The sequence below is a fragment of the Microbacterium sp. NPDC056044 genome, assembly GCF_042267145.1.
Taxonomy (GTDB): domain Bacteria; phylum Actinomycetota; class Actinomycetes; order Actinomycetales; family Microbacteriaceae; genus Microbacterium.
Window position 1 is genome coordinate 361,611 of sequence record NZ_JBHJWZ010000006.1, and the last position, 23,929, is coordinate 385,539.

Here is a 23,929-nt window from a genome sequence, read left to right on the forward strand (position 1 = left end):
GCGTCGCCTCAACGAGCGGGGGTGGGGCCTCCGGGCCAGGTCTTGCCCTCCCAGGGGTCGTAGTCGGCGAGGAGGGCCTCCTGGGCGGGGCGCTCGGACTCGGGGACGTGCTGGAGGTTGACGCGCACGCGGTACCAGAGCGAGCTCGAGCCGCGCATGCCGTCGATGAGCACGTCGGCGGGGTGCAGCTGCTCGACCACGGAAGCGTGCGCGCCCTTCCACGTCTCGAGGGCGCTGACCGCTTCGGGCTTGGTCTTCGTGCGGGCGATCTCGATGAGCGGCATCGTCGACTGTCGGCGACCCGACCCATCCCCGCCGCGCGGCGGCTTCTCGGCGGGGCCGAGCTCCTCTGCCAGACGCAGCAGCCCGTCGAGCGTTCCGACGGCGTCGTCGATGCCGGCGTGCGGATCGCCGACCTCGGCGTACCGTGCGGGCACCGTGAGCACCGTGAACTCGGCAGGCCGGCGCGAGCGTACCTCGTCCCAGTCGAGCGGCGTCGAGACGCGGGCGTCGGGGAGCGGCCGGATCGAGTACGCCGACGCGACGGTGCGGTCCTTGGCGTTCTGGTTGAAGTCGACGAACACGCTCTCGCCGCGCTCCTCCTTCCACCAGCGTGCGGTCGCAAGGCCGGGCGCACGGTTCTCGACCTCGCGGGCCAGCGTCTCGGCGGCGAGGCGCACCTGCTTGTAGTCCCACTGCGGCGCGATGCGCACCAGGATGTGCATGCCGCGTGACCCGCTCGTCTTGGGCCAGCCGACGAGCCCGACGTCGTCGAGCACCTCGCGCGCGACGAAGGCGACGTCGACGATCTGCGACCAGTCCACCCCCGGCATCGGGTCGAGATCGATGCGCAGCTCGTCGGGGTGGTCGAGGTCCTCGGCGCGGATGGGATGCGGGTTCAGGTCGAGGCACCCGAGGTTGACGACCCACGCGAGGCCCGCAGCATCCCGGATCACCGCCTCCTCGGCGGACGTACCGCGCGCGTACTGCAGCGTCGCGGTGTCGATGAAGTCGGGGTGGTTCTCGGGGACGCGCTTCTGGAAGAACGGCTCCTGGTCGATGCCCTTCGGGAAGCGCTTGAGCACCATCGGGCGGCCGCCCGCACCGCGCAGGGCGCCGTCGGCGACCGCGAGGTAGTAGCGGACGATGTCGAGCTTGGTGATCCCGGGCTCGGGGAACACGATCTTCGTCGGGCTCGAGATGCGCACCTCGTGCCCGTCGATCTCGAGGATCTCGGCTTCCGACTTCGCGGGCGTCACCCGGCCCAGGCTAGCCGCGCCCCACGACATGGGCCAGAGGCGCGAACGGACGGATCAGGCGGCGAGGGCGTAGGCGGCGCAGCATCCGACCACCGCCCGTTCGGAAGCGCGCGAGCGGAGATCGTCGACGACACCCGCCGTCAGCTCGATCAGCGTCACCTCGAGGGCGCCGGCGACCGCGGCGATCATCTCGCTCGACGGTTCCTTCAGGCCGCGTTCGATCTCGGACAGGTACTGCGGTGAGACACCGGCACGCTCCGCCGTGTCGGCGAGGCGCTCGCCGCGGTCATGGCGCAGCGTGCGCAGCCGCTCGCCCAGCGCGTCGCGCCAGAGCGGCTCGGGCTCACGAGAAGGACGTGGCGCCTTCGTCGGCAGCGGGATGATCTCGGCCATGCGCTCACCATAGAACGCGAGGCCGCCCGAAGCCGAGGCTGTTCCGCTCTGAGCAGAATGCGGTGACGGGCATCTGTCGGATCGAAGTTTGCTCAACCTGGGAGGTCTCTGTTGATCTTTTGAGAATTCGCGCATAGCGTGCCGCCCGTACCCCTCGCTGTTTCGCTGACGAGAAAGCAGGCTCCCCTTGTACCGACGTTCCCTCGCGATCGTGAGCGCTCTCGCTCTCGCGATCGCAACCCCCACTGCGGCGATGGCCGCCGCGCCCGACGACGATCCGTCGTCGCGTTTCCAGCAGGCAGAGAATTCCGGTCCCCTCGGAACGACCTTCCGTCCGATGAGCGAGAACCGCGACAAGTCGGTCACCGTCATCGTCGAGATGGCCGGCGACCCTGTCGCCGTCGCCCAGGCGAAGAAGGGCAGCGAGCTCAGCAAGGCCGAGCGCAAGGCCGTCAAAGACGCGCTGAAGAAGAACCAGGACGCGATCGCGGGGCCGCTGAAGGCCAAGGGCGGGAAGATCCAGGCCGAGATGCAGTCGGCCTACAACGGCATCCAGGTGACGCTTCCGGCCGATCAGGTCGACGCCGTCGCGGCGCTGCCGAACGTCGTGGGGATCCACGCGGTCAACACCTTCGAACTCGACAACGCGGTGTCGGTGCCGTTCCTCGGCGTGCCGCAGGTGTGGGAGAACACCGGATTCACCGGGCAGAACGTCAAAGTAGCGATCATCGACACCGGCGTCGACTACACGCACGCCAACTTCGGCGGCCTCGGCACGGTCGAGGCGTACGATGCGGCGCATGCCGCCGAGGCGGCACCGGCCGACCCGGCGCAGTTCGGCCCGACCGCACCCCGCGTGAAGGGCGGCTGGGACTTCGTCGGCGACACGTACAACGCCGACCCCTCCGCCGCGGACTACGACCCGGTGCCCAAGCCCGACGCCAACCCGCTCGACTGCAACGGCCACGGCAGCCACGTCGCCGGCAGCGCGGCCGGCAGCGGCGTCACCGCCGAAGGTGCGACCTACACGGGCCCGTACGACGAGTCGACCGCGTCGGCGGACTGGAAGATCGGCCCCGGTGTCGCACCGCAGGCCGACGTCTACGCGCTGCGCGTCTTCGGCTGCGGCGGCTCGACCGACATCGTCGTGCCCGCGATCGACTGGGCCGTCGAGAACGGCATGGACGTCATCAACATGTCGCTCGGCTCGCCGTACAGCGGGAGCGACCCCGAGGCCGTCGCCGCGACCAACGCGATCGGCGCGGGTGTCGTGGTCGTGAAGTCCGCGGGCAACGACGGGCCCAGCCCCTACCTCGCGGGGGAGGGCGACGGCGTGGTCACGGTCTCGGCCGTCGACAGCACGGCGACGTTCCCGGGCGCGACTATCACGGTGGACGGCGTCGACATCCCGGCGATCAACGCCAACGGCGCGGTGCTCACGGACCTGCCGGAGATGACGGTGGTGCGCCTCAAGGACAACCCCGCGACGACAGGCGAGAACGAAGCGCTCGGCTGCTCGGTCGCCGCCTACAACTACGCGGGAGTGACGACCGCCACCCAGAACGTGCTCGCGGTCTCGACCCGCGGTGTGTGCGCCCGTGTCGCGAAGGCGATCTTCGCGCAGCAGGCGGGGGCGGCGGCATCCGTCATGATCAACAGCACCGACGACTACCCGCCGTTCGAGGGCACGATCACCGAGAACCCCGACACCGGCGACGACTACACCGTCACGATCCCCTTCCTCGGCGTGCGCAGCTCGGACGGCCCGAAGCTCGTCGCCGACGCGGCCGCGACCATCACGAAGGCCGACCTCGAGAACCCCGGGTTCCGCGGGTACGCGTCGTTCAGCTCGAGCGGTCCGCGCACGGGTGACAGCGCTCTCGCCGTCGACGTGGCGGCACCGGGCGTCTCGATCGTCTCGACGGGTGTCGGCACCGGTAACGGTCCGGCGACCATCTCGGGCACGTCGATGGCCGCGCCGCATGTCGCGGGAGTCGCCGCGCTCGCGGTCGAGGCTCACCCGACGTGGTCGGCGGCCGAGGTGTCGTCGGTGCTCGTCTCGTCTGCCGACCCCGACAAGGTCGCCGGGCAGAACCTCGTGCGCGGCGGCGTCGGCCTGGTCGACGCGGCGCAGGCGGTGGCCCAGCAGGTCACGGCGGTGGGCGACTCGTTCAAGACGACGAACGGGCGCCTGCAGGAGGCGGGGCTCAGCTTCGGGTTCCAGGAGAGCTCGAAGACCTTCGACGGCAAGAAGACGGTCACGCTCACCAACAAGGGCACGGCCCCGGTGACGTACAACGTCAGCACCGCGGCGTCCGAGCAGTCGGCCCAGGCGACCGTGACGGCCAGCCCGAGCACGGTGACCGTGGCGCCCGGCAGGTCGGCGAAGGTCACCGTGAACCTCAGCGCACCGGCCGCCGCGGCCGGCACGTCCGAGGGCAACGGGTTCCAGTTCGCGGAGTTCTCGGGCGACGTCGTCTTCACGTCGGCGGCCGACACCCTGCGGGTGCCGTACCTGATGGTGCCGCGCGCGACCAGCAACGTGTCGGCGCAGGGCGACCTCAAGGTGACGAAGAACAACAAGCCCGTCAGCGGAACGCTCAGCGTGCCGCTGCGCGACAAGGCTGGCGTGTTCGACGTCAACGCGGACTTCTACACGTGGGGTCTGGAAGACAAGAAGGACGTCAAGAAGGAGTTCACCGACACCGGCTTCGACCTGCGGGCCGCGGGCGTGCAGTCGCTCGATCTCCCCGGTGCCACCGACAAGCTGCTCGTGTTCGCGGTGAACACGCACCAGCGCTGGTCGAACGCGGCCAACAACGAGTTCGATGTGCTCGTCGACACCAACCGCGACGGCACGCCGGACTGGGCAGTCGTCGTGACCGACGGCGGGCTGATCACCAGCGGCAGTGCCGACGGCGTGGCGGCGGCGTTCGCGTTCAACCTCAACGGACCCGGCGCCTTCGCGCTGGACTTCGCACCGGTGGCGCCGACCGACAGCAGCACGATCCTGATCCCGGTGTGGGCGGGCGACCTCGGCATCACCGCCCAGGCGCCGCTGTTCGACTACACGGTGGAGTCGTTCAACGTGCTCGATGACGCCAGCTTCGACGGGTTCGACGGGGCGGCCACGTACGACGCGTGGACCCCGGCGCTCGAGAACGGCCAGTACGCGACGGTGCCCGCGGGCGGACGCGTCGATGTGCCGGTCGGTGTCGATGCCGCGGCGTACACCGCGCAGAAGCCGCTGGGCGTCATGGCCGTCGTGCTCGACAACCGCGCGGGGGCCGACGAGGCGATCCTCGTGAAGGCCAAGTAACGCACAACACAGAAGGAGGACGGATGCTGCGGCCCGCAGCATCCGTCCTCCTTCAGCGTGTGCAGAGCCGGGGCGAGTCGGTGGTGCCGAACCGGTAGTCGTAGGTCGTGCCCCCGACGCTGACGACGACGCGCATGCCCTCGACGATCGCCTGCGTGTACGAGACGCCCGGCGACGGGCAGCCGAGCGCTCCGTTGTTCCAGGTGACGGCCTCGGACGACACGAGCTCGGGCGTGCCGGTGACCCCGCGCGAGCTGAGGTCGGCGACGATCGCGTCCCAGCGCGCGGGCGGTACCGGGACGGGTGTTCCGGTGGGCGCGAGCGGGCCCGGGGATGCGGAGGCGAACGGCGGGCGTGTCGACGACGACGGCGCCGGTGTCGGCTCGGGCTGCGTGGGTGCGGTCATCGGCCCTCCTGAACAGGCGGTGAGACACACGAGAAGCACTGCCGGCGCGCCGAAGGCCGTGCGACGTCGAGCCATGCCACTCCTCGGATCGGCTTCAGCCTAAGCGCCGTGGGCTCAGAACAGAACGGCCGCCCGGAGAACCGGGCGGCCGCTCGAAGCGAATGCGTCAGCGTCAGTTGTTGCCGCGGGCGATCGCGAGGATGCGCAGGATCTCGAGGTACAGCCACACGACGGTCACCATGATGCCGAAGGCGCCCAGCCAGCCGAACTGGCGGGGAGCGCCGTTGCGCACGCCCTGCTGGATCTGGTCGAAGTCGAGCACGAGCGAGTACGCGGCCATGATCACGACGAAGACGCCGATGAGCACGCCCCACGGGATGCCGAAGAGCGGGCTCGGGTTGCTGCCCAGGCCGAACGCGCCACCGGCGATCGGGACGTTGAAGAGCATCAGGAAGATGTTGACCAGCGAGAAGACCAGGTAGCCGATCATCGCGATCATGAAGACCTTGGTCGCGCGCTTCGACGCCCGGATCTTGCCGCTCGCGAAGAGGGCCAGGGTCACACCGACGACCGCGAGGGTCGCGAGCGTCGCCTGCACGACGATGCCCGGCCACAGGAACTCGAAGAAGGCCGAGATCGCGCCGACGAAGAGGCCCTCGAACGCGGCGTAGGCGAAGATCAGCCCCGGGCGGATCTTCTTGCGCGACGTGAAGATGACGACCATCGCGAGCACGAAGCCACCGAGCGCACCGATCATCCAGGGGAGGATCGACGGGTCAGGGTTTGCGGCGGTGACGCCTGCCATCGTCCACACCCAGCCGACGGCTGCCGTGACGAGGAGGATGGCGAAGAGGCCGACGGTCTTCCAGATGGTGTCTTCGTACGACATGCGGCCGGTCTCGACGGCACCGGCGGCCGGCGCCGCATACATGCCTTCGAGCTGCGCCTGAGCCGCAGCATCCGTTCCGGCACGCTGCGCCGCCTGGAACTGCGTCTGCCCGCCCAGGTTCGCCGCCTGCGAACCGCCGGGGTAGGTCTGAACGGCCTTCGGGTCCTGGAAGGCCGGGTTGTTGAACGCGGGGTTGTTGAGGGCCACTGCTCTCACACTCCAATGTCAAGGGAATCCCAGCACGATGCTGTTGATCAACACTATCCGACGGGCCGGGACCGGGCACGGGTCGGCGCTGTGAGCTGACTATGAACGGATGCTGCGGCCGCCGGTCGCTCGGACGCTCGTGGTTACCCTGAGACGGTGCCCCGTCGTCATCCCCTCGTGATCGGACACCGCGGTGCCCCCGGGTACCGGCCCGAGCACTCGCGGTCGTCGTACGCGCTCGCCTTCGAGCTGGGCGTCGACGCCGTCGAGCCCGACGTCGTCGTCTCGAAGGACGGCGTGCTGGTCGTGCGGCACGAGAACGAGATCTCGGGCACGACGGATGTCGCGGACCGGCCGGAGTTCGCCGACCGCCACACGACGAAGTACGTGGACGGCGCCGAGCTCAGCGGCTGGTTCACCGAGGACTTCACGTGGGACGAGCTGGCGACGCTCCGCTGCCGCGAGCGGATCGCCGACCTGCGCCCCACGAGCGCGAGCTTCGACGGCGAGCAGCCCGTGCTGCGGCTGCGCGACGTGCTCGACGCGGCCCGAGACGCCTCGCTCGAGTTCGGCCGCGAGATCGGGGTGGTGCTCGAGATCAAGCACGCGACGTACTTCGGCTCGCTCGGATGGGACGTCGCCGCGCTCGTCGACGCCGAGCTGCGCGAGGCCGGCTGGGCCGCGGGGGAGCTGCCGCTCACCATCGAGTCGTTCGAGTCGACAGTGCTGTTCGCGCTGCGCGAGCGAGGCATCCGTGGCTCGTACGTGTATCTGCTCGAAGACGCGGGGCGTCCGTTCGACCTCTTCAGCGCGCAGGGCAAGGCGTCGCCGACGTACCGGCAGACGGCGGCGCCCGAAGGGCTCGACGGGCTCGCCGGCCGGGTCGACGGCATCAGCATCGACAAGCGCACGATCCTCCGCCCCGACAAGCTCGGGCGCACCGCAGGGCCGTCGCGCGTCGTCGCCGACGCGCACGAGCGCGGGCTGCGGGTGTTCACGTGGACGTGCCGGCCCGAGAACCGGTTCCTGATCCCGCAGTTCCGCGGCCGGGGCGGGCCCGGGACATTCGGCGATTGGGAAGCGGAGTGGGCCGTGATCCGCGACGCGGGCGTCGACGGCGTCTTCGTGGATCACCCGGACCTCGGGGTCGCGTTCTTCCGGGGCTGAGTCGTCGGACCCTGTGCGAGCCGTCGCGTGTGGTCGGGTGGATGCTGCGGGCGCGGCCGTGTGCGACGGTTCGGCTCTGGGCGTGGCCGGGGTCCGGGTGTCTTGACACTCGGAGTCTCTTCAACGCCGGGCCCGGCGGCGCGGGGTCGCTAGGGTGGGGCGCGTGAGCATGCCGAGTCCGGCCCCTCAGGGTCCTGTCCCCGGATTCCCCGCCGAGCCCGGCATCGTCGTGCAGGGCGTGCGCCGCTCGTTCGGCGAGGTGCAGGCCGTCCGCAACGTGACGCTGCGGGCCCACGCCGGCCGGGTCACCGGCCTCGTCGGGCCGAACGGCTCGGGCAAGACGACGCTGCTCCTCATGCTCGCCTCGCTCCTGGCGCCCGACGCGGGCTCGATCCGCATCGACGGCGTCGACCCCGTCACCGACCCGCAGGCCGCCCGGGCCCTTCTCGGCTGGATGCCCGACGCGCTCGGCGCGTGGAACTCGCTCAGCTCCCGCGAGACGCTGGCCGTCACGGCGAGGCTGTACGGGATGCCTCGGGCCGAGGCATCCGTCCGCGCCGATGCCCTGCTCGCCGAAGTCGGGCTGGTCGATCTCGCCGATGCGCCCGCCCGCGTGCTCTCGCGGGGGCAGAAGCAGCGCCTCGGACTCGCGCGGGCGCTCGTGCACAACCCGCGGGTGCTGCTGCTCGACGAGCCGGCGTCGGGGCTCGACCCGCAGGCCCGCATCGACCTGCGTCTGCTGCTGCGCCGGTTCGCCGCCGAGGGGCGCACCGTGCTCGTGTCGAGCCACATCCTGTCCGAGCTCGAAGAGGTCGTCGACGACGCCGTCTTCCTCATGGCCGGCACGACCGTCGACCCGGCCCGCGTCGAAGCGGCCTCGCGCCGTGCGCGACCCTGGCGGGTGCGGCTGGCGGGGGCCGAAGCATCCGTCGCCGCCGAACGCATCGCGGGCGCACTGCGGATCCCGGCCGAGAGCCTGGGCGTCGACCGCCGTGACGTCATGGTGTCGTTCGAGTCGGAAGAAGCCGCGGCCGCGGCCCTCCGCGACCTCGTGAACGCCGGGCTCGACGTCGTCGAGTTCGCCGCAGCGCAGGGCGCGCTCGAGCGGACGTTCCTCGACCTCGGCGACGGGCGGCCGCCGCAAGCGCCACCACCGCAGGAACCCCCGGCAGCGGGCACGGACGAGAGCGAGGCGACGTCGTGAACGGTCAGCGACTCGGCACCATCGTCGGCCTCGAACTGACGCAGCGCACCCGCAGCGTCGCCTGGTACGTGCTGCTCGGCGTGTTCGCGCTGCTGCTCGCGATCGTGACCGGGCTGTCGTTCGTCGCGTGGGGGTCTGTCGACCGGCCCGGCGGCGCGATCTACTCGACGATCGTCTACATCACGCTGCTCCTGGTCGTGCTCGTATCGCCCACGTTGAGCGGCAACGCGATCAACGGGGATCGGGATGCTGCGACCCTCGCGCCCGTTCAAGTCACTCTGGCGACGACCTTCGAGATCCTGATCGGCAAGTTCCTCGCGGCGTGGGTGACGGGGCTCGCGTTCGTCGCGGTGGCGGTGCCGTTCCTCGTGCTCGCGACCATCGGAGGCGGGGGAGCGCCGGCGACGATCACGGTGTCGCTGCTCGTGCTCGTGTTCGAGGTGGGCATCATCTCGGCGATCGGCGTCGCGCTCAGCGGCATCCTCTCGCGTCCGCTGTTCTCGGTCGCGACGACGTACCTGGTCGTCGCGGCGCTCGTCGTGGGCACGCTCATCGCGTTCGCGCTCGTCGGCATGACGATGCGGGCCGAGGTGACGAACCACTACCGCTCGATCGAGTACGACCAGTATTCGGGCGACGGCTTCCCGTGCATGCCCGGCGAGACGCCGACCGACGACTACCCCTGCGACGACGACACCGAGGTGCGCTGCGGCGAGTGGCAGACGTCGACCTATGACATCCCGCGGTTCGATCACGTGTGGTGGCTGCTCGCCGCGAACCCGTTCGTGATCCTCGCCGACGCGACGCCGACCCAGTACGACCCGTACGGCAACCCGAACGACCTCTTCGGCCAGATCAAGTTCGGCGTGCGCGCGGCCCAGCAGCCGCCCGAGCTCGAGCAGCGCTGGGACGACTGCGCGCCGCAGCAGCAGGACGACCGGCCGACACCCGCCGAGGTGATCGACGAGTCGACGCCGAGCTGGTTCGTCGGAATGACGCTGCAGCTCCTGCTCGCTGCGGGGTTGATGTGGTGGGCGTGGGCACGCACGCGGACTCCGGCCGGGCGTTTGCCGACGGGGACCCGCATCGCCTGAGGCGGGGCGGGGCGGGCCGGGGCAGGGTTCGGGTCGGGCGGCCCTTTGCCCGTGAGAAGACAGTTGCGGGACGAGACCCTGGGAAAAGCCCAAGGTCTCGTCCCGCAACTGTCGTCTCACCGGGCGAGCGCCGGGTGGGACCGCGCCGGGCGCCGAGGGGTCAGCGCACGAGGGCGAGGCCGCCGGTCCAGCCGATCTGCTCGCCGACGGCGAGCGTCAGCTGCAGGAAGCCGATCGACTCGAGCTCGTGAGCCCGGGCGAGAGAGCCGGCGTCGATCGCCTCGAGTCCGCCCGCGGTGATCGCGGCGATGAGGCCGGCCTTGGCTTCGGCGTCGTCGCCCGCGACGAGCACGGTGGTGGTGGCGTCGCCCTCGCGGCCGCTCACCAGGGTCGCGGCGAAGTTCGTGTTGAAGGCCTTGAGCACCTTCGCGTCGGGGAGCGCGGTCTGCAGCTCTTCGGCCGCGGAGCTGCCCGCGGGCACGACCAGAGCGTCGAACGTCGAGAAGTCGAGCGGGTTCGTGATGTCGACGACCGTCTTGCCGGCGAGCTGCGGGCCGTAGGCGGTGGCGATCTGCGCGAGCGCCGGGTAGGGCACGGCGAGCACGACGATGTCGCCGTTTACCGTGGCGCCGGTGTCGGCGCTGCCGATGCGCTGGATGTCGGCGCCGCCGCGGGCGAGCACGCCGCTGATGGCCTGGCCCATGTTGCCGTTTCCGAAGATCGTGATCGTGGTCATGGCTGTTCTCTCCTGTCGGACGATTTGCTTGTAGCTTCAAGCATCTAAGGGAGACAACTCGCTTGTCGCCACAACTATTCCTAGAATCGGAGAATGAGCAGACCGAGGTTCTACACGCCGGACGAGCAGGACACCTGGGTGCCGTTCGCCGCCCTCCTCGAACTGCTCCCGCGTGAGCTCGACGCGCAGCTGCTGCGCGACGAGGACCTCACGCACTTCGACTACTTCGCGCTGTCGATGCTCGCCAACGCCGACGACCACCGCCTGCAGATGAAGGAGCTCGCGTCGATGACGAACGCGACGCTGCCCCGCCTGTCGCACGTGATCTCGCGGCTCGAGGCCCGCGGCCTCGTGCGGCGCGAGCGCAACACCGCAGATGCAAGAGCGACGGATGCTGTGATCACAGCTGACGGCCGCCGCAAGGTGCTGCGCGCCACGCCCGGCCACGTCGAGACGGTGCGCCACCTGCTCCTCGACGTGATCACGCCCGCGCAGGCGGAGCAGCTCCGCGAGATCACCGCGGCGGTGCTCGCCCGACTCGACCCCGACGGACGCATGGCGGCCAGCCGCCCGCGCTGACCCCGGGCCGCCGCGCCGCGCGTTCACATCGCGTGCTCTCACCGAGAGCACGCGTTATTCACGTTCGGATCGCGTGATCTCGGCGAGAGCACGCGATATGGACGAGGGGAGCGCACGGACGCGCGACTCGAAGACCCCCGCGCGCGTCGAGCGTTCACCGTATGCACCCCGGCCGTTCATCGACATCGAAGCGAACGGCCCCGACGATGGATCGACCGGCACCGGCGCCGACAGTGACCGGCCGGAACGCACGTTCCGGCATTCGATTCGTCCGTCGTCCCTCTACCCGAGAGGTGCCACATGACCCTTCGCGTGCTGTCCCTCTACGAAGGATTCTTCGCCGGTGGGGCGCGAATCCTCCACTCCGACGTCGTCGCCGGCCTCCATGCCGGCGACGACCAGTCGCACGCGGTGCTGTCGCTGTCGGCGCAGGCCCGGCGTGACGCCACCCTCCAGTTCGCCCACGACGATCCGCGGTATCAGCGGCTCGCGCGAATGGGTGTCGACATCGCCACGCTCGGCGGCACCGCCGGCGCGGATCCGATCGACCCGGCGTCGTTCGGCGAGCTCGACCTGCATCGCGCCGCCGAGGCGATCGCCCAGGCCGACGTCGTGCTCTCGCTGAAGGAGCAGCCCCTCGGACTGCTCCTCGCGCTGCGCGCGCACGGGCTCATGCCGTCGGTTCCCGTCGCGGCCTGCCTCCACCGCTCGGATCCGACCCACTCCGGCCCTGCGCTCGGGTGGCTGCGCGAGGCCGCCGAGACCGGGCTGCTGACGGCGACGATCTCGTGCGCGCGCTCGACCGACGACGCCTACGCGCAGCACCTGCCGTTCGGCCTCGATCGCCGGGTCGTGCCGAACGGCATCGACACCGACGTCTTCACGCCGGCGGCGGGCGACTCCGAGACCGTCGCGCTGGGCGAGAGCCTCGGCATCCCGCCCGGCGCCCCGGTCATCCTCCTCGCCGCCCGCTTCGACGCCATGAAGGACCCGGCGCTGTTCCTCCGGGCGACCGCTCGGCACGCCGCGATCCGGCCTGATGCGCACTACGTGCTGTGCGGGGCGGGCATGACCCCAGCCAACGCCGGTTTCGCTTCGCTGCTGATGGATGCTGCGGCCCCGGCCGCCCGCGTGCACGCCCTGGGCATCCGCGGCGACATGCCGGCGCTGTACCGGATCGCCGACGTCGTGGCGCTGACGAGCGCGTACGGGGAGGCGTCCCCGCTGTGTCTGCTCGAGGGAGCGGCGTCGGGCGCGACTCCGGTCACGACCGACGTCGGAGACGCCGCCCGGAGCGTCGAGGGCTTCGGCCTCGTGACGCCCCGCGACCCGGACGACATCGCGTCCGCGTGGGAGCAAGTGCTGGTCGACCGCGCCCGGTACCGCGACGCCGCGCTCGCCGCGCGCCCCGCCCTGTCGCGGGGTCGGATGGTCGACGAGTACCGCCTGGTGATCGAGGGCCTCGCCGACCGGCGCCGCCTCGCCGCCTGAACCGGGGCGGAGTCAGGCGTAGAAGCCTTCGCGCAGGTTGATGCCGTGCTCGACCCACGCCTTGAGGGCGGCGAGCATGCCCGTCCAGCCGGCGCAGTTGCCGAACGCGCTCTTCGCGCCGTCGGCGTTCGCCTCCCAGGCCGACTCGGTGATCGTCACGAGCGTGCGCGCGCCGTCGTCGATGGGCTCGAACTCGAACGTCGTCGTCGTCTCGGTCTCGACGCCTGCCTCCGCCTCCCAGCGGATGACGAGCCTTCGCGGCGGGTCGGACTCGACGACGGTCACCGGGAAGCGACCGGGGAAGTCGGCGAAATCCCACGTGACGTCGGCGCCCTTTTCGAGCCGTCCGCGCGCGCCTCCGGTCGTGAAGTAGTGCGAGAGCTGCTCGGGGTCTGCGACGGCCTCATAGACCTCCGCGACGGGCCGGGCCACGCGTCCCGACACGGTGAACGAGAGTTCGGTGAGTTCTTCAGACATGTTGTAGTTTTATAACATGACGGATGCTGCGCGCAAGGGGTCCGACGATGACCTCGTGTTCAAGGCGCTCGCTGCGCCCCTGCGCCGCCGCATGCTCGACGCGCTCAAGGACGAGCCGCTGACGACCGGCGCGCTGTGCGCGCGCTTCCCCGAGGTCGACCGCACGACGGTGCTGCAGCACCTGCGCGTGCTGGAGCGCGCGGAGCTCGTGACCGGCCGCAAGATCGGACGCGAACGTCACCTCGCGCTCGCGCCGGTGCCCATCAAGCGCATCCACGACCGCTGGATCGGCGAGTACGCCCGCGCCGCGGTCGACCTGCTCGACCGCCTCGGCGACTGACCCGCCTACGCGAGGCGCTGCTGCACGACGCGCGCGGTGGCGGCGGGGTCGGGGCGGTGCATGACCGACTCGGGCACGACGACGAGCTCGGCGTCGGCGATCTCGTCGGACAGGCGGTCGGCGGCCGCGATCAGCATCGGGAACGTCTGGGCTCCGCGGAGCACCGTCACGGGTGCCGAGACCGCGAGCATCTCGGGGCTCGGGGTCGACGCCGCGCCCACGAGGTTCGTGTCGTAGACCGTGGACTGCGCGAGCGGCACGAGTGCGGCGAACTGGTCGCTCGCGCGGATGCCGTCGACCATCTCCTGCGGCAGCCCGATGCCCTCGAGCTGGAAGGTCACGATCGCCTCGTCGCCACGGCCCTCGTCGACGAGGGACTGCAGGCGTTCGGCGAGGTCGTCGGCCGGCTCGTCGACGCCGAACCGCAGCGGCGGCTCCGACAGGAACAACGCCCGCACGGGAACCCCGCGCGACGCCGCGAACAGCGCCAGCACCGCGCCCGACGAGTGCCCGAGCACCGCGGCATCGCCGCCGACGGCGCCGATGACCGCCGCGAGGTCCTCGGCTTCGCGCTCGGGCACCGAGCCGCGCGCGTCGCCGCTCGAGCCGCGCGCGCGGCGGTCCCACGTGACGGCCCGGAACCCGGCATCAGCCAGTGCACCGGCCAGACCGGCCGCGTCGGCGGCGGTCGACATGGCGCCGTTCACGATCACGACGACCGGCCCGTCGCCAGTGTGATCGTAGGCGATGGAGGTGCCGTCGGCAGAGGTCACGGTCTTCATGCGCGCCAGCCAACCACGGGCGTCCGACATGCGACAGGGGCGCAGCATCCACTCTCCGTAATCGCCGGCGGATGCACTCACGGGCACCCGTGTCAACCACGTGGGCGGGAGGCCCCGGGCGAGCGCACGCTGGGGCGCATGAAGCACGTGACGTACGCAGACAAGGCGCTCTTCCTCGATGACGAGTCCGCCGACTGGCTCATGGAGTACGCGCGTGCCCTGGGCGTGGCCGGGATGACCGATGCGATCTCGCTGCACGCGATCGGGCTGGACGGCAACGAGGTCGACGCGACGTTCCTCCTCAACGGGAGCACCGAGCTCGTCATCCAGACCACACAGAACTCGCTCGACGCCCCGAAGAACGACGACGCTGTGGGCTACATGCAGGAGCAGACGCGGCTGATCGTCTCGCCGCCGCCGGCACGTGGGATCGAGGATCCGATCAGCGACCTGTTCTGAGGGCGCCTCTGCGCCGGCAGCAGCCGGCCCGACGTCCGGCATCCGTCCTCTCGATCGCCGCATCCTCCTGAGCCGTTCCATCCCGCCGCCGGCCCACCCGGAGCGCGCTGCTCAACGGGCCGGGGCCGGGGACTCCGCGTCGATCGCCGCGCGCAGCGTGCCGGGCTCGAGGCCCAGCGCCCACTCGCTCACGTCGGCCACGACGTGCCGGTGCGCGGGGTGCGTCGGCGGGGTGGCGGTGTTCACGTACGAACCGCCGCCGTCGACGGCGATGAGGATCCGGATGCAGGCGGTCGCAGCATCCGTGATCCGGAATGCTCCCGAAGCGATGCCGTCCTCGATGATCGCGGTCAGACGCTCGCGGTCGAGGGCGTCCTGCTCCTGCAGGGCCTCGTCGAGTGCGGGGCTGAAGCGCGCGAGGTGGCGGGCGTTGAGCCACATGCGGGCGAGGGGGAGCGAGGCGCCCCGCTCGATGTGACCGACGAAATGCGCGACCCTCTCGAGCGGTGAACCCGACGCCGTGAAGAACTGCTCGCGCTCGGCGACGGCGGCGCGCGTGAAGGCCTCGATGACCATGCTCTCGGCGGCGGGGAAGTAGTGCGTGATCAGGCCTGGACGCACACCGAGCCGGTCGGCGACGGCGCGCAGCGTGATGCGCTCGAGGCCCTCGTCGAGGGCGATCGCGGCGGCATGCTCGAGGATCTCCTCCCGGCGCTCCTCGGGGCGCTTGCGCGTGCGGACCGAGATCTCACTTGACGTCACACCGTTCATGTTATTGAATGTGTGACCAATAGTCCATTGGGCATGTGACCAATAGCAACGACGCTTTCCCGGAAGGAACACCGTGACCCATTCACAGCGCGAACTCGAGGATGAGTTCGTCGACACCGCGTCTCGCCCCGAGACGCGCGGGATCGAGCTGGTCGGCGACGCCGAACGCCACGGCCGGGCGCGCGATCTCTTCTTCATCTGGGCGGCGCCGAACGTCAGCATCCTGAACCTGACGATCGGCGCGACGCTCATCCTGCTCGGTCTGGAGCTCTGGCAGGCGATCGCGGTGATCCTCGCGGCGTCGCTGCTCTGGGTCTTCCCCGGTCTCATCGCCGGCAGCGGGCCGGCGTCGGGCACGTCGGGCTCGGTCGTGACGCGGGCGATGTATGGCATCCTCGGCAACCGGCTCTTCGTGGCGTTCGTCGGCTGGTTCATCGGCGCCGTGTTCCTGTCGCTGACGTGGCTCGCCTCGTCGTTCATGGGCGCCGATCTGCTGCGCCGCATGGGGCTCGAGGACCCGGTCTGGGTGCCGATCGGCGTGACGGTCGTGGTCGCCGCGGTCACGATCCTCGTCGCGATCTTCGGTCACGGACTGATCGTGCGTGCGTACTCGTACATGGCGGCCGCGCTGTTCGTCATCTTCCTGCTGGTGGCGGGGTTCATCCTGCCGACCGTCGACTGGCAGTACGGCGCTCCCGTGGCCCTCGAGGGGCCGGCCCTCTGGTCGGCGATGGCGATCGGGTTCACGATCCTCGCCTCCACCCCGCTGTCGTTCATCAACAGCCCCGACATCGCGCGCTACCTCCCGCGCTCCACCAAGCCGTCGCACATCGCGCTCGCGACGGGGCTGGGCGGCGGCATCCCGTTCATCGTCTTCACCATCGTCGGCGTGCTGCTCGCCACCGGTCTCAGTGAGGCCGCGTTCGCCGCCGGCATCGACGTGGCGCTGCTCGACCTGCTGCCCGGCTGGCTCGGCCCGATCCTCGTGATCGGCGTCGTGATCAACACGATCGCGCTGAACGCGATGACCACGTACACCTCGAGCATGGCGCTGCAGGCGATCGGGTTCCGGCTGCGCCGCATCCCCGCCGCGATCATCGTGGGCGCGGTCGGCACGGCGCTCACGATCTACCTGGTGCTGTCGTCGAGCCTCCTCGAGGCCGCCAACCTCATGCTGCAGTTCCTCGTGATCGTGTCGGGGCCGGCGATGGCCGTCTTCGTCGTCGACGTGCTGCTGCGTCGCTACCGGTACGACGGCGTGGAGCTGTTCGACGACCACCCCGGCGGCCGCTTCTGGTACTCGGGCGGGTGGGGCATCCCGGGCGTGACCGCACTCCTCCTCGGCGGCCTCGCGACCGCGCTCTGCCTCTCGACCAGCGTGTGGTCGGGCCCGATCGCCGTCGCGACCGGCTACATCGATCTCTCGGTGCCGGTCGGCATGCTCGTCGCCGCCGGTCTCTACGCAGGCCTCCTGCGCACCCCGCTCGGAAAGAAGGGCCGTCCATGACCACCCGCTACATCAACGGCCGCGTCTTCACCGCCGACCCCGATCCCGAGAAGGCGTGGGCCGAGGCGTTCACCGTCCAGGGCGACACCATCGGGTTCGTCGGCGACAGCGCCGACGCGCCGGGCGCCGACGAGACGATCGACCTCGAGGGCCGGCTCGTGCTGCCCGGCTTCACCGACGCCCACACCCACCTGCTCATGATGGGCGCGGCGCTCGGGCAGGTGGCTCTCACCGATGCCCGGTCGCTGGACGAGATCCAGGCGCGGCTGCGCGCGGCCAGGGATGCGGATCCGGATGCTGCGGCCCTCCGCGGACGCGGCTGGCTCTTCGATTCCGTCCCCGGCGGGGCGCCCACCGCGGCGATGATCGACGCCGTGGTCTCGGACATCCCCGTCTACCTCGACGCCAACGACTACCACTCGTGCTGGGTCAATCGTGCGGCGCTCGCCGAGCTGGGCATCACGCGCGACACCCCGGACCCGATCGGGGGCGAGATCGCCCGCGACGCCGACGGCGAGCCGACCGGCATGCTGTACGAGACCGCGGCGGTGCAGTTCGCGTGGGCGCACCGCGACGCGGCGACGACCGACGCCGATCGCGATGAGGCCGTCGAGCGCGCCCTCGAGGCTTACCTCGCGACCGGCGTCACCGGCGTCGTCGACATGGCGTTCGACGAGTTCGGGCTCGCCGCCCTCGAGCGGGCGCGCGCACGTCACGGGGGAGAGCTGCCGATCCGCGTCGCTGCGCACTGGCTCATCGAGAACACCGGCGACGACGCCGCGAACCTCGCGCAGGTCGCCCGGGCGGCGGAGCTCGCGGCGAGCCCGCCGTCGCCGTGGCTGCGCGTCGTCGGGATCAAGCTGATCCTCGACGGGGTCATCGACGCGTGCACCGCCGCGATGCGCCACCCGTACTCCGATGGCACGAACGCCGGGCCGATCTGGCCGCTCGACCGGCTCCGTCCCGTCGTGGCCGCCGCCGACGCGGCCGGGCTGCAGATCGCGCAGCACGCGATCGGCGATCTGGCGAGCGACATCGCCCTCGACGCGATCGAGCACGCGATCGCGGTCAACGGCCCGCGTGACAGGCGTCACCGCATCGAGCACCTCGAGTACGCGGCGCCCGAGACGGCGGGGCGGATGGCGGCGCTCGGCGTCACCGCGTCGATGCAGCCGGTGCACTCCGATCCCGCGATCTTCGCCAACTGGGCCGCGATGCTCGGCGACGAGCGCGTCGAGCGCGCGTTCGCGTGGCCCGAGTACGAGGACGCCGGCGCACTCCTGGCGTTCTCGACCGACGCCCCGACGGCCCCGCACAGCTCGCTCGCGAACATGTACATCGCCGCGACGCGCGCCTCGGCGCTCGAGCCCGGCGTGCCGGCGACGCACCCGCAGTACGCGCTGCCGCTCGGCCGCGCCATCGGCCACGCCACCCGCGACGCCGCCGCCTCGGTCGGGGACGGCGGCTGGCGCGGGCGGATCGCCCCGGGCTTCGCCGCCGACGTCGCGGTGCTCGACACCGACCCGTTCGCGGTCGGGGCGGAGTCGCTGCTCGAGGCGCACGTGGTCGCGACGGTCGTCGCGGGAAGGACCCGCTTCCGAGCCTGAAGAAGCCCCCGCGCTTCGATGGAGCGAGGGAGCGAGCCGAGTCGCTGCGCCCCGGCCCGGCGACGAACCTCAGACCCCGTCGGCCAGGTACGCCGTCACGAACCCGCCGCGCTGCTCCGACCCCGCCGACTCGTCCCGCGCCACGCGCAGCGGCCGGTCGTACCGGCGCTCCAGGTCCTCGACCCCGGTCTCCTCCACCGCCCACCCGGCTGCGCGCAACACCGCGGCCGGGTCGGGCGGGTCGGTGCGGGCGAGCAGCTCGTCGAACGGGATGCCGGTGGCGAGAGCGAACGTCTCGAGCCGCTCGCGCGTCTCGGGGGTGTCGGTGAGGGCTGGCGCGCGCTCGATCACGGCGCGCGAGCCCGGCGCCGACAGCGCGAGGACGTCGTCGAGCAGCGCCGACTGGTCGTGCGCGCTGAGGTAGGGAAGGAGCCCCTCGAGCACCCAGTGCGTGGGCTGGTCGGGCCGGAACCCGCTGCGCACGATCGACGCCGCCCACGGCGCCGTCACATCGGCCCCGAGTGCCGTGCGATCTGCCGTCGGGGTCGCGGCCGCAGCATCCATCGTCCTCTCGACGAAGTCGATGACGCCGGGCGAATCGAGCTCGAAGACGCGCGTGCCGCCGGGCCACGCGAGTCGCCACGAGCGGGTGTCGAGGCCGCTGCCGAGGATCGCCACCTGCCGCAGGCCGCCGGCGAGGAGTTCGTCGTCGATGAAGCGCGTGCGCATGCCGATGTACATCGCGCCGAGCAGCATCGAGTGCTCGACGGCGGGCGCATCCTCCGGGCGGTCGGGCCAGCGCTCGGGGAACGGCACGGCGACGCCGGACGCACGCACGAGCACCGCGGCCCACGGGTCGACGACGAGCGGGTCGGGGCGATCGGACTCGAGGGCGCGCGCCGCCGCGACGGCGACGGCGGTGACTCCCACACCTTCAACGGACATGGCCCCATCCTCGTCCCGCGCGGGCGCCCGTCCCGGCCGCATTCGCTCGCAGCGCAACGGGATTCGACATCCGTCCGAACTCGTCCCGTCGATTGATGCTCGACCTCTCAGGCGCACGCCGTCAGGCTGGCCGTGACGCCCACCGTCATCGGAAGGAGCCGCCATGGAATCCACGGACAACACCGCCCCGCACCACGAGGTCCCGGTCTTCGGCAACCCGGACCTGCCGCCCGAGGGCGAGGTGAACACGCAGGACCGGCCCTCGAGCACCGCGATGACCGGCCCGCAGAACGCGGCCATCGCGTCGCAGTTCCCGAACCAGATCGACGCGCCGGCGACCGACATCTCGACGCAGCCGTTCTTCTGGTCGTCATTCAACATCTCGCCGCGGCGCGTGCAGCGCGGCGGGTGGGCGCGGGAGCTGACCCGCGAGGACTTCCACATCTCGGACGAGATCGCCGGCGTCAACATGTATCTCGAGCCCGGCGGCATCCGCGAGCTGCACTGGCACCAGACCGCGGAGTGGGCCGTCATGACGCGCGGCAAGTGCCGCATCACGACACTCGGCCGCAGCGGCCTGCCCGCCGTCGAGGACGTCGAAGAGGGCGACCTGTGGTTCTTCCCCGCGGGCACCCCGCACTCGCTCCAGGGTCTGGGGCCTGACGGAGCGGAGTTCGTGCTGGCGTTCGACGACGGCGACCAGTCCGAGTCCAACACGCTGCTGCTCACCGACTGGTTCGCGCACACGCCGCCGGAGGTGCTGGCGAAGAACTTCGGCGTCGCGCAGGACGTCTTCTCCGGCATCCCGCTGCACAACCTCTGGATCTTCCCGGGCGAAGAGCCCGGCCCGCTCGCCGACGACCAGGCCGCCGCGGGCGTGGAGTGGGGCGCCGAGCCGGTGATCTTCCGGCTGTCGCGCACCCAGCCGCGTTTCGAGAACTCGGGTGGCAGCATCCGGATCGCCGACTCCACGATCTTCACGTACTCGAACACGGTCGCCGCGGCCCTGGTGACCGTGAATCCGGGGTCGATGCGCGAACTGCACTGGCACCCGAACGCCGACGAGTGGCAGTACTACCTGCGCGGCTCGGCGCGCATGACGGTGTTCAACACCGGCCCGCACGCGAATACGACCGACTTCCGGGCGGGCGATGTCGGCGTCGTGCGCGCGAACTACGGGCACTACATCGAGAACACCGGCGACGACGTGCTGCAGTTCCTCGAGGTGTTCCGCACCGACAAGTACGAGGAGGTCTCGCTCGCGAACTGGCTGGCGCACGTGCCGCCGCAGCTGGTGGCCGCGCACCTCGACATCGATCCGTCGGTGCTCGCGACCTTCCCGCGCACCGCGCAGGGCATCACTCCGCTGCGCGGTGCCGATCGATCAGCTGACGCCGGGAGTTGACGCCGAGCTTGGCGTAGATGCGCCGGGTGTGCGAGATCACGGTGTGCGGCGAGACGAACAACGCGTCGGCGATCTGCTGGGTGGTCGCGCCGGTCACGAGCCGGTCGAGCACCTGGCGCTCGCGGGTCGAGAGCCCCTCGTCGCCGCTCGTGACGCGGGGTCGCCGCCGCACCCCGCGCTCGCGCAGGCGGTGCAGCACGCGGCTGGCGTCCCGCACCGCGCCCAGCGACTCGTACACCCCGAGCGCCTCGTCGAGTGTGGCGCGCGAGCGCTGGTCGTCGGCGCCCGCCCGCTCGACGGCCTCCAGCACCTGCGCCAGCACGAGCGGCCGGCGGCCGGCGTCGCGCAGCGCTGCCGCTGCCGCCTCGAGCGCGGCGGGGTCGCCCTCGACGCGTCCGCGGACGGCATCGTGGATCGCCCGCGCGTAGGAGTGGGAGGGATTGGATGCTGCGCGCCCAGCTGCCCGGTCGACCACGGTCGCCGCGCCCGCCGTGTCGCCCACGCGTACGAGCAGGTCGGCGAGCGTGAGGTCGTCGGCGAAATCGGACGGCGTGGTCATGGGCGGCACCGGGTCGCCGAGCGACGCGCGGGAGAGCGCGCTGAGCGTCATCGCGTCGTCGAGTCGGTTCTCGTCGATCGCCTCGATCGCGAGCGTCCAGCGCCCCGCCTTGGTGACCGACGCGCCCTCGGCGAGACCGACGACGACCGGGCGCGCCGCGCGCAGCGCCTCGCCGTCGCCGAGGTGCAGGGCGACGCGGAACGCCACCACTCCGGCGGTGGCCCCCGCGAAGTCGCCTAGCGGCAGGTCCTCGGCGAGCGTCATCACGGTCTCGGCCTGGATCCGCGCGTCTTCGAGCCGCCCGGCGTCGTACAGCGCCCGGCAGCGCACCGTCATCCAGAGGGCCTCGGCGTTCACGCTCCGCGCGGCCCGCGCGGCGGCGATCCCCTCGTCGACGAGTCGCAGTGCGGTAGCCGGCTCTCCCATGGAGTTGTACTGGAACGCCGCCCACAGGCCCTCGGGCATCCACAGCGCCGCGCGCTGCCCGCTCGCCTCGATCCGCGCGAGCGCGGAGTCGATGAGCGCGACGGCGTCCTCGAACCGGTTGCTGTTGAACTCGTACACCGCCTCGGTCGCGTCGATCGTGGCGAGGGCCGCGACGTCCGACGCGGGATCGGCGACCGCGCGGGCCTCGGCGAGCGTGCGCTCGAGCTCGGCGAAGTCCGCTTTGTTGGCGCAGCTGAGCGCGCGCACCGCGAGCAGGTCGGCGCGCGTCGCTCGCGAGACGTCGGCGATCGCGAGCGCCTCGTCGCAGGTGGCGATCGCGCGGTCGAACGACGACTCGGACTGCTGCCGCGCGACGGCGAGCAGGCTCCGTGCCCGCTGTTCGCGCGGCAGGTAGGGGGCGAGACCGGCCGCGGCCGCCTCGGCTTCGTCGCCGCGCCCCGCCGCCCACAGCACGGGCAGCAGGTCGGCAGCCTCGCCGGCGAACCGCGGCACGTGCCGCGCGAGGCGGATCGCGGCGGCCGCGAGCGTGGCGGCCTCGACGGCGTCGGCGCCGGCGAGCTGGAGCGAGGCCTCCCGCACGAGGCGGAACGAGGTCTCGTCGCCGGGTTCGGCGCTCGCGACGACGGCGGCGGCGACGGCCGAGGCGGGTTCGCCGGACTCGAGCCGCACCCGCACGACGTCGCGCTGCAGCGCGCGCCGCAGCGACCCGGTGAGGGTGGCATCCGCCGCCTCGCGCAGCGTGTCGTGGACGAAGGCGAGCGACGCGCCGTCGTCGGCGAGGATCTCGACCGCGAGCAGCTCGCCGAGGCCCGCGGCCATCGACCCGGCCGATCGGTCCAGCACGCGCAGTGCGTCGGCGAGCCGGAAGCGCCGGCCGAATAGGCTCCCCACCTGTGCGAGCAGCAGCGCGTCGGAGCTGATGTGGGTGAGCCGCTCCCGCGAGGAGGCGCCGAACCGTGCCGGCACCGCCGCGTCGACGGCATCCACGCATCCCGCGCGTCGGGCCAGCAGGTTCTCCTCGCGGAGCCCCCGCACGAGCTCCACGACCATGAGCGGGATCGCACCGGTGCGTTCGAGCGCCGCCTCGATGGCCGGCCCGGGCGGCCCACCCAGGAGGTCCGCGGTGAGGTCGGTGACAGCATCCGTGTCGATGGGTCCGAGGTCGATCACGCGGCCTTCGCCGTGCACGTCGTCGATGAGCCGCCCGAGCGCCGCACGTGCGGGACCGGTGCGCGTCGCGAGCACCCACCCGACCGGGTGGTCGCGCAGCGTGCGGACGAGCGACGACACCGCGACGAGCGAGGCCGCGTCGAGCCAGTGCAGGTCGTCGATGACGACGAGCACGCCGCGATCGGATGCTGCGCCCTCGAGGGCGTCGGCGAGCATGCGGGTGACCCAGTACTGCGGTTCGCCGCCCGCCAGCACCGGACGCAGATCGGTCTCGCTGAGGAGCGACGGGCTGCCGCGCAGCGCGGCCTCGGTCAGCGCGCCGAGCGGCACTCCGGCCGAGTCGACGTCGGGCGTGACCGTGACGGTGCACCAGCCGCGACGCTCGGCGTCGGCGATCGCCTCGGCCAGCAGCCGGGTCTTGCCGATGCCCGGTGACCCTCTCAGCAGCAGGATCGGAGCGGGCGTGCCGGCGTCCGGCGAGGCGGCGGCGTCGAGCGTCGCGACGATCCCGCCGAGCGCGTCCGCCCGCCCGCGCAGCGGCAGCGCGGGTGATCCGCCGGCCAGCAGTTCCCGGTCCGAGCCGGGCTCCCGCACCTCTGGGCGGGGGCTGTGCGGCATGCCGCCATTCTGCTGGAGTCGCGCCTCCAGAACAAACCGCGGGGGAGGTGCACGGCGGAACTCGCCGCTCGGCGGGGGATGTGGCCGGACGTCGCCGC

Annotated in this window: 21 protein-coding genes; 11 read left to right on the forward strand and 10 right to left on the reverse strand. The window is 71.6% G+C overall.

Features of this window, described 5'->3' with window-relative positions; all coding sequences use genetic code 11:
• Positions 1–8: 8 nt before the first annotated feature.
• A complete protein-coding gene (gene ligD, locus ACFC1I_RS18785; protein ID WP_376012905.1) occupies positions 9–1,259 on the reverse strand; it encodes a non-homologous end-joining DNA ligase in 1,251 nt (416 codons plus the stop codon).
• A 54-nt stretch (positions 1,260–1,313) separates the two neighbouring features.
• Complete coding sequence (locus tag ACFC1I_RS18790; protein ID WP_376012908.1) at positions 1,314–1,652, reverse strand: helix-turn-helix domain-containing protein; 339 nt, start codon at positions 1,650–1,652, stop codon at positions 1,314–1,316.
• A 211-nt stretch (positions 1,653–1,863) separates the two neighbouring features.
• On the opposite strand from ACFC1I_RS18790, the gene ACFC1I_RS18795 reads away from it, so the two are divergent.
• Complete coding sequence (locus tag ACFC1I_RS18795; protein WP_376012910.1) at positions 1,864–4,971, forward strand: S8 family serine peptidase; 3,108 nt, start codon at positions 1,864–1,866, stop codon at positions 4,969–4,971.
• Between the two features lie 52 nt (positions 4,972–5,023).
• Here ACFC1I_RS18795 and ACFC1I_RS18800 read toward each other — a convergent pair whose 3' ends face one another.
• Together ACFC1I_RS18800 and ACFC1I_RS18805 are read right to left on the reverse strand one after the other, a co-directional pair.
• Complete coding sequence (locus ACFC1I_RS18800; RefSeq protein ID WP_376012913.1) at positions 5,024–5,377, reverse strand: hypothetical protein; 354 nt, start codon at positions 5,375–5,377, stop codon at positions 5,024–5,026.
• 172 nt (positions 5,378–5,549) lie between these two features.
• Positions 5,550–6,473: a Bax inhibitor-1/YccA family protein gene (locus ACFC1I_RS18805; RefSeq protein WP_376013125.1), complete on the reverse strand. Its 924-nt coding sequence runs from the start codon at positions 6,471–6,473 to the stop codon at positions 5,550–5,552.
• A gap of 156 nt (positions 6,474–6,629) precedes the next feature.
• On the opposite strand from ACFC1I_RS18805, the gene ACFC1I_RS18810 reads away from it, so the two are divergent.
• From ACFC1I_RS18810 to ACFC1I_RS18820, 3 genes are all read left to right on the forward strand, one after another.
• The gene (locus tag ACFC1I_RS18810) at positions 6,630–7,640 is read left to right on the forward strand and encodes a glycerophosphodiester phosphodiesterase family protein (RefSeq protein WP_376012916.1); all 1,011 of its coding nucleotides are present in this window, start codon (positions 6,630–6,632) and stop codon (positions 7,638–7,640) included.
• A gap of 169 nt (positions 7,641–7,809) precedes the next feature.
• Positions 7,810–8,844: an ABC transporter ATP-binding protein gene (locus tag ACFC1I_RS18815; protein ID WP_376013128.1), complete on the forward strand. Its 1,035-nt coding sequence runs from the start codon at positions 7,810–7,812 to the stop codon at positions 8,842–8,844.
• A complete protein-coding gene (locus tag ACFC1I_RS18820) occupies positions 8,841–9,938 on the forward strand; it encodes an ABC transporter permease (protein WP_376012919.1) in 1,098 nt (365 codons plus the stop codon). Before ACFC1I_RS18815 ends, ACFC1I_RS18820 begins: the two co-directional genes overlap by 4 nt.
• Positions 9,939–10,098: 160 nt before the next feature.
• Here ACFC1I_RS18820 and ACFC1I_RS18825 read toward each other — a convergent pair whose 3' ends face one another.
• Positions 10,099–10,674, reverse strand: a complete 576-nt coding sequence (locus tag ACFC1I_RS18825; RefSeq protein WP_376012922.1) for an NADPH-dependent F420 reductase — start codon at positions 10,672–10,674, stop codon at positions 10,099–10,101.
• A gap of 93 nt (positions 10,675–10,767) precedes the next feature.
• Here ACFC1I_RS18825 and ACFC1I_RS18830 point away from each other — a divergent pair, with 93 nt between their 5' ends.
• Positions 10,768–11,253: a MarR family winged helix-turn-helix transcriptional regulator gene (locus ACFC1I_RS18830; RefSeq protein WP_376012925.1), complete on the forward strand. Its 486-nt coding sequence runs from the start codon at positions 10,768–10,770 to the stop codon at positions 11,251–11,253.
• Between the two features lie 300 nt (positions 11,254–11,553).
• Entirely contained in the window at positions 11,554–12,744 is a 1,191-nt protein-coding gene (locus ACFC1I_RS18835) for a glycosyltransferase (RefSeq protein WP_376012928.1), read from the forward strand.
• 12 nt (positions 12,745–12,756) lie between these two features.
• Here the strand turns inward: ACFC1I_RS18835 and ACFC1I_RS18840 are convergent, their stop codons facing one another.
• Positions 12,757–13,221 (reverse strand): SRPBCC domain-containing protein, encoded by a 465-nt coding sequence (locus tag ACFC1I_RS18840; protein WP_376012930.1) that lies wholly within the window; start codon positions 13,219–13,221, stop codon positions 12,757–12,759.
• 16 nt (positions 13,222–13,237) lie between these two features.
• Between ACFC1I_RS18840 and ACFC1I_RS18845 the strand changes: the two genes are divergently transcribed.
• Positions 13,238–13,561, forward strand: a complete 324-nt coding sequence (locus ACFC1I_RS18845; RefSeq protein WP_376012933.1) for an ArsR/SmtB family transcription factor — start codon at positions 13,238–13,240, stop codon at positions 13,559–13,561.
• 5 nt (positions 13,562–13,566) lie between these two features.
• Here ACFC1I_RS18845 and ACFC1I_RS18850 read toward each other — a convergent pair whose 3' ends face one another.
• Entirely contained in the window at positions 13,567–14,343 is a 777-nt protein-coding gene (locus tag ACFC1I_RS18850; RefSeq protein ID WP_376012936.1) for an alpha/beta fold hydrolase, read from the reverse strand.
• Positions 14,344–14,481: 138 nt separating this feature from the next.
• On the opposite strand from ACFC1I_RS18850, the gene ACFC1I_RS18855 reads away from it, so the two are divergent.
• The gene (locus ACFC1I_RS18855) at positions 14,482–14,802 is read left to right on the forward strand and encodes a hypothetical protein (protein WP_376012938.1); all 321 of its coding nucleotides are present in this window, start codon (positions 14,482–14,484) and stop codon (positions 14,800–14,802) included.
• 111 nt (positions 14,803–14,913) lie between these two features.
• On the opposite strand, the gene ACFC1I_RS18860 is transcribed toward ACFC1I_RS18855, so the two are convergent.
• Positions 14,914–15,573: a TetR/AcrR family transcriptional regulator gene (locus ACFC1I_RS18860; RefSeq protein WP_376012941.1), complete on the reverse strand. Its 660-nt coding sequence runs from the start codon at positions 15,571–15,573 to the stop codon at positions 14,914–14,916.
• Between the two features lie 73 nt (positions 15,574–15,646).
• On the opposite strand from ACFC1I_RS18860, the gene ACFC1I_RS18865 reads away from it, so the two are divergent.
• On the forward strand, positions 15,647–17,080 hold the full coding sequence (locus ACFC1I_RS18865; RefSeq protein ID WP_376012944.1) for a purine-cytosine permease family protein: 1,434 nt from the start codon (positions 15,647–15,649) through the stop codon (positions 17,078–17,080).
• Positions 17,077–18,687, forward strand: coding sequence for an amidohydrolase (locus ACFC1I_RS18870; protein ID WP_376012947.1), 1,611 nt, complete (start codon positions 17,077–17,079; stop codon positions 18,685–18,687). Before ACFC1I_RS18865 ends, ACFC1I_RS18870 begins: the two co-directional genes overlap by 4 nt.
• 69 nt (positions 18,688–18,756) lie before the next feature.
• Here ACFC1I_RS18870 and ACFC1I_RS18875 read toward each other — a convergent pair whose 3' ends face one another.
• Positions 18,757–19,632 carry an SAM-dependent methyltransferase gene (locus tag ACFC1I_RS18875; protein ID WP_376012950.1) on the reverse strand — a complete coding sequence of 292 codons (876 nt, stop codon included), beginning with the start codon at positions 19,630–19,632 and terminating at the stop codon, positions 18,757–18,759.
• Positions 19,633–19,795: 163 nt separating this feature from the next.
• Between ACFC1I_RS18875 and ACFC1I_RS18880 the strand changes: the two genes are divergently transcribed.
• The gene (locus ACFC1I_RS18880) at positions 19,796–21,037 is read left to right on the forward strand and encodes a cupin domain-containing protein (RefSeq protein WP_376012953.1); all 1,242 of its coding nucleotides are present in this window, start codon (positions 19,796–19,798) and stop codon (positions 21,035–21,037) included.
• Here ACFC1I_RS18880 and ACFC1I_RS18885 read toward each other — a convergent pair.
• On the reverse strand, positions 20,991–23,831 hold the full coding sequence (locus tag ACFC1I_RS18885; protein ID WP_376012956.1) for a LuxR C-terminal-related transcriptional regulator: 2,841 nt from the start codon (positions 23,829–23,831) through the stop codon (positions 20,991–20,993). The two genes, ACFC1I_RS18880 and ACFC1I_RS18885, sit on opposite strands and share 47 nt — an antisense overlap.
• Positions 23,832–23,929 lie beyond the last annotated feature (98 nt).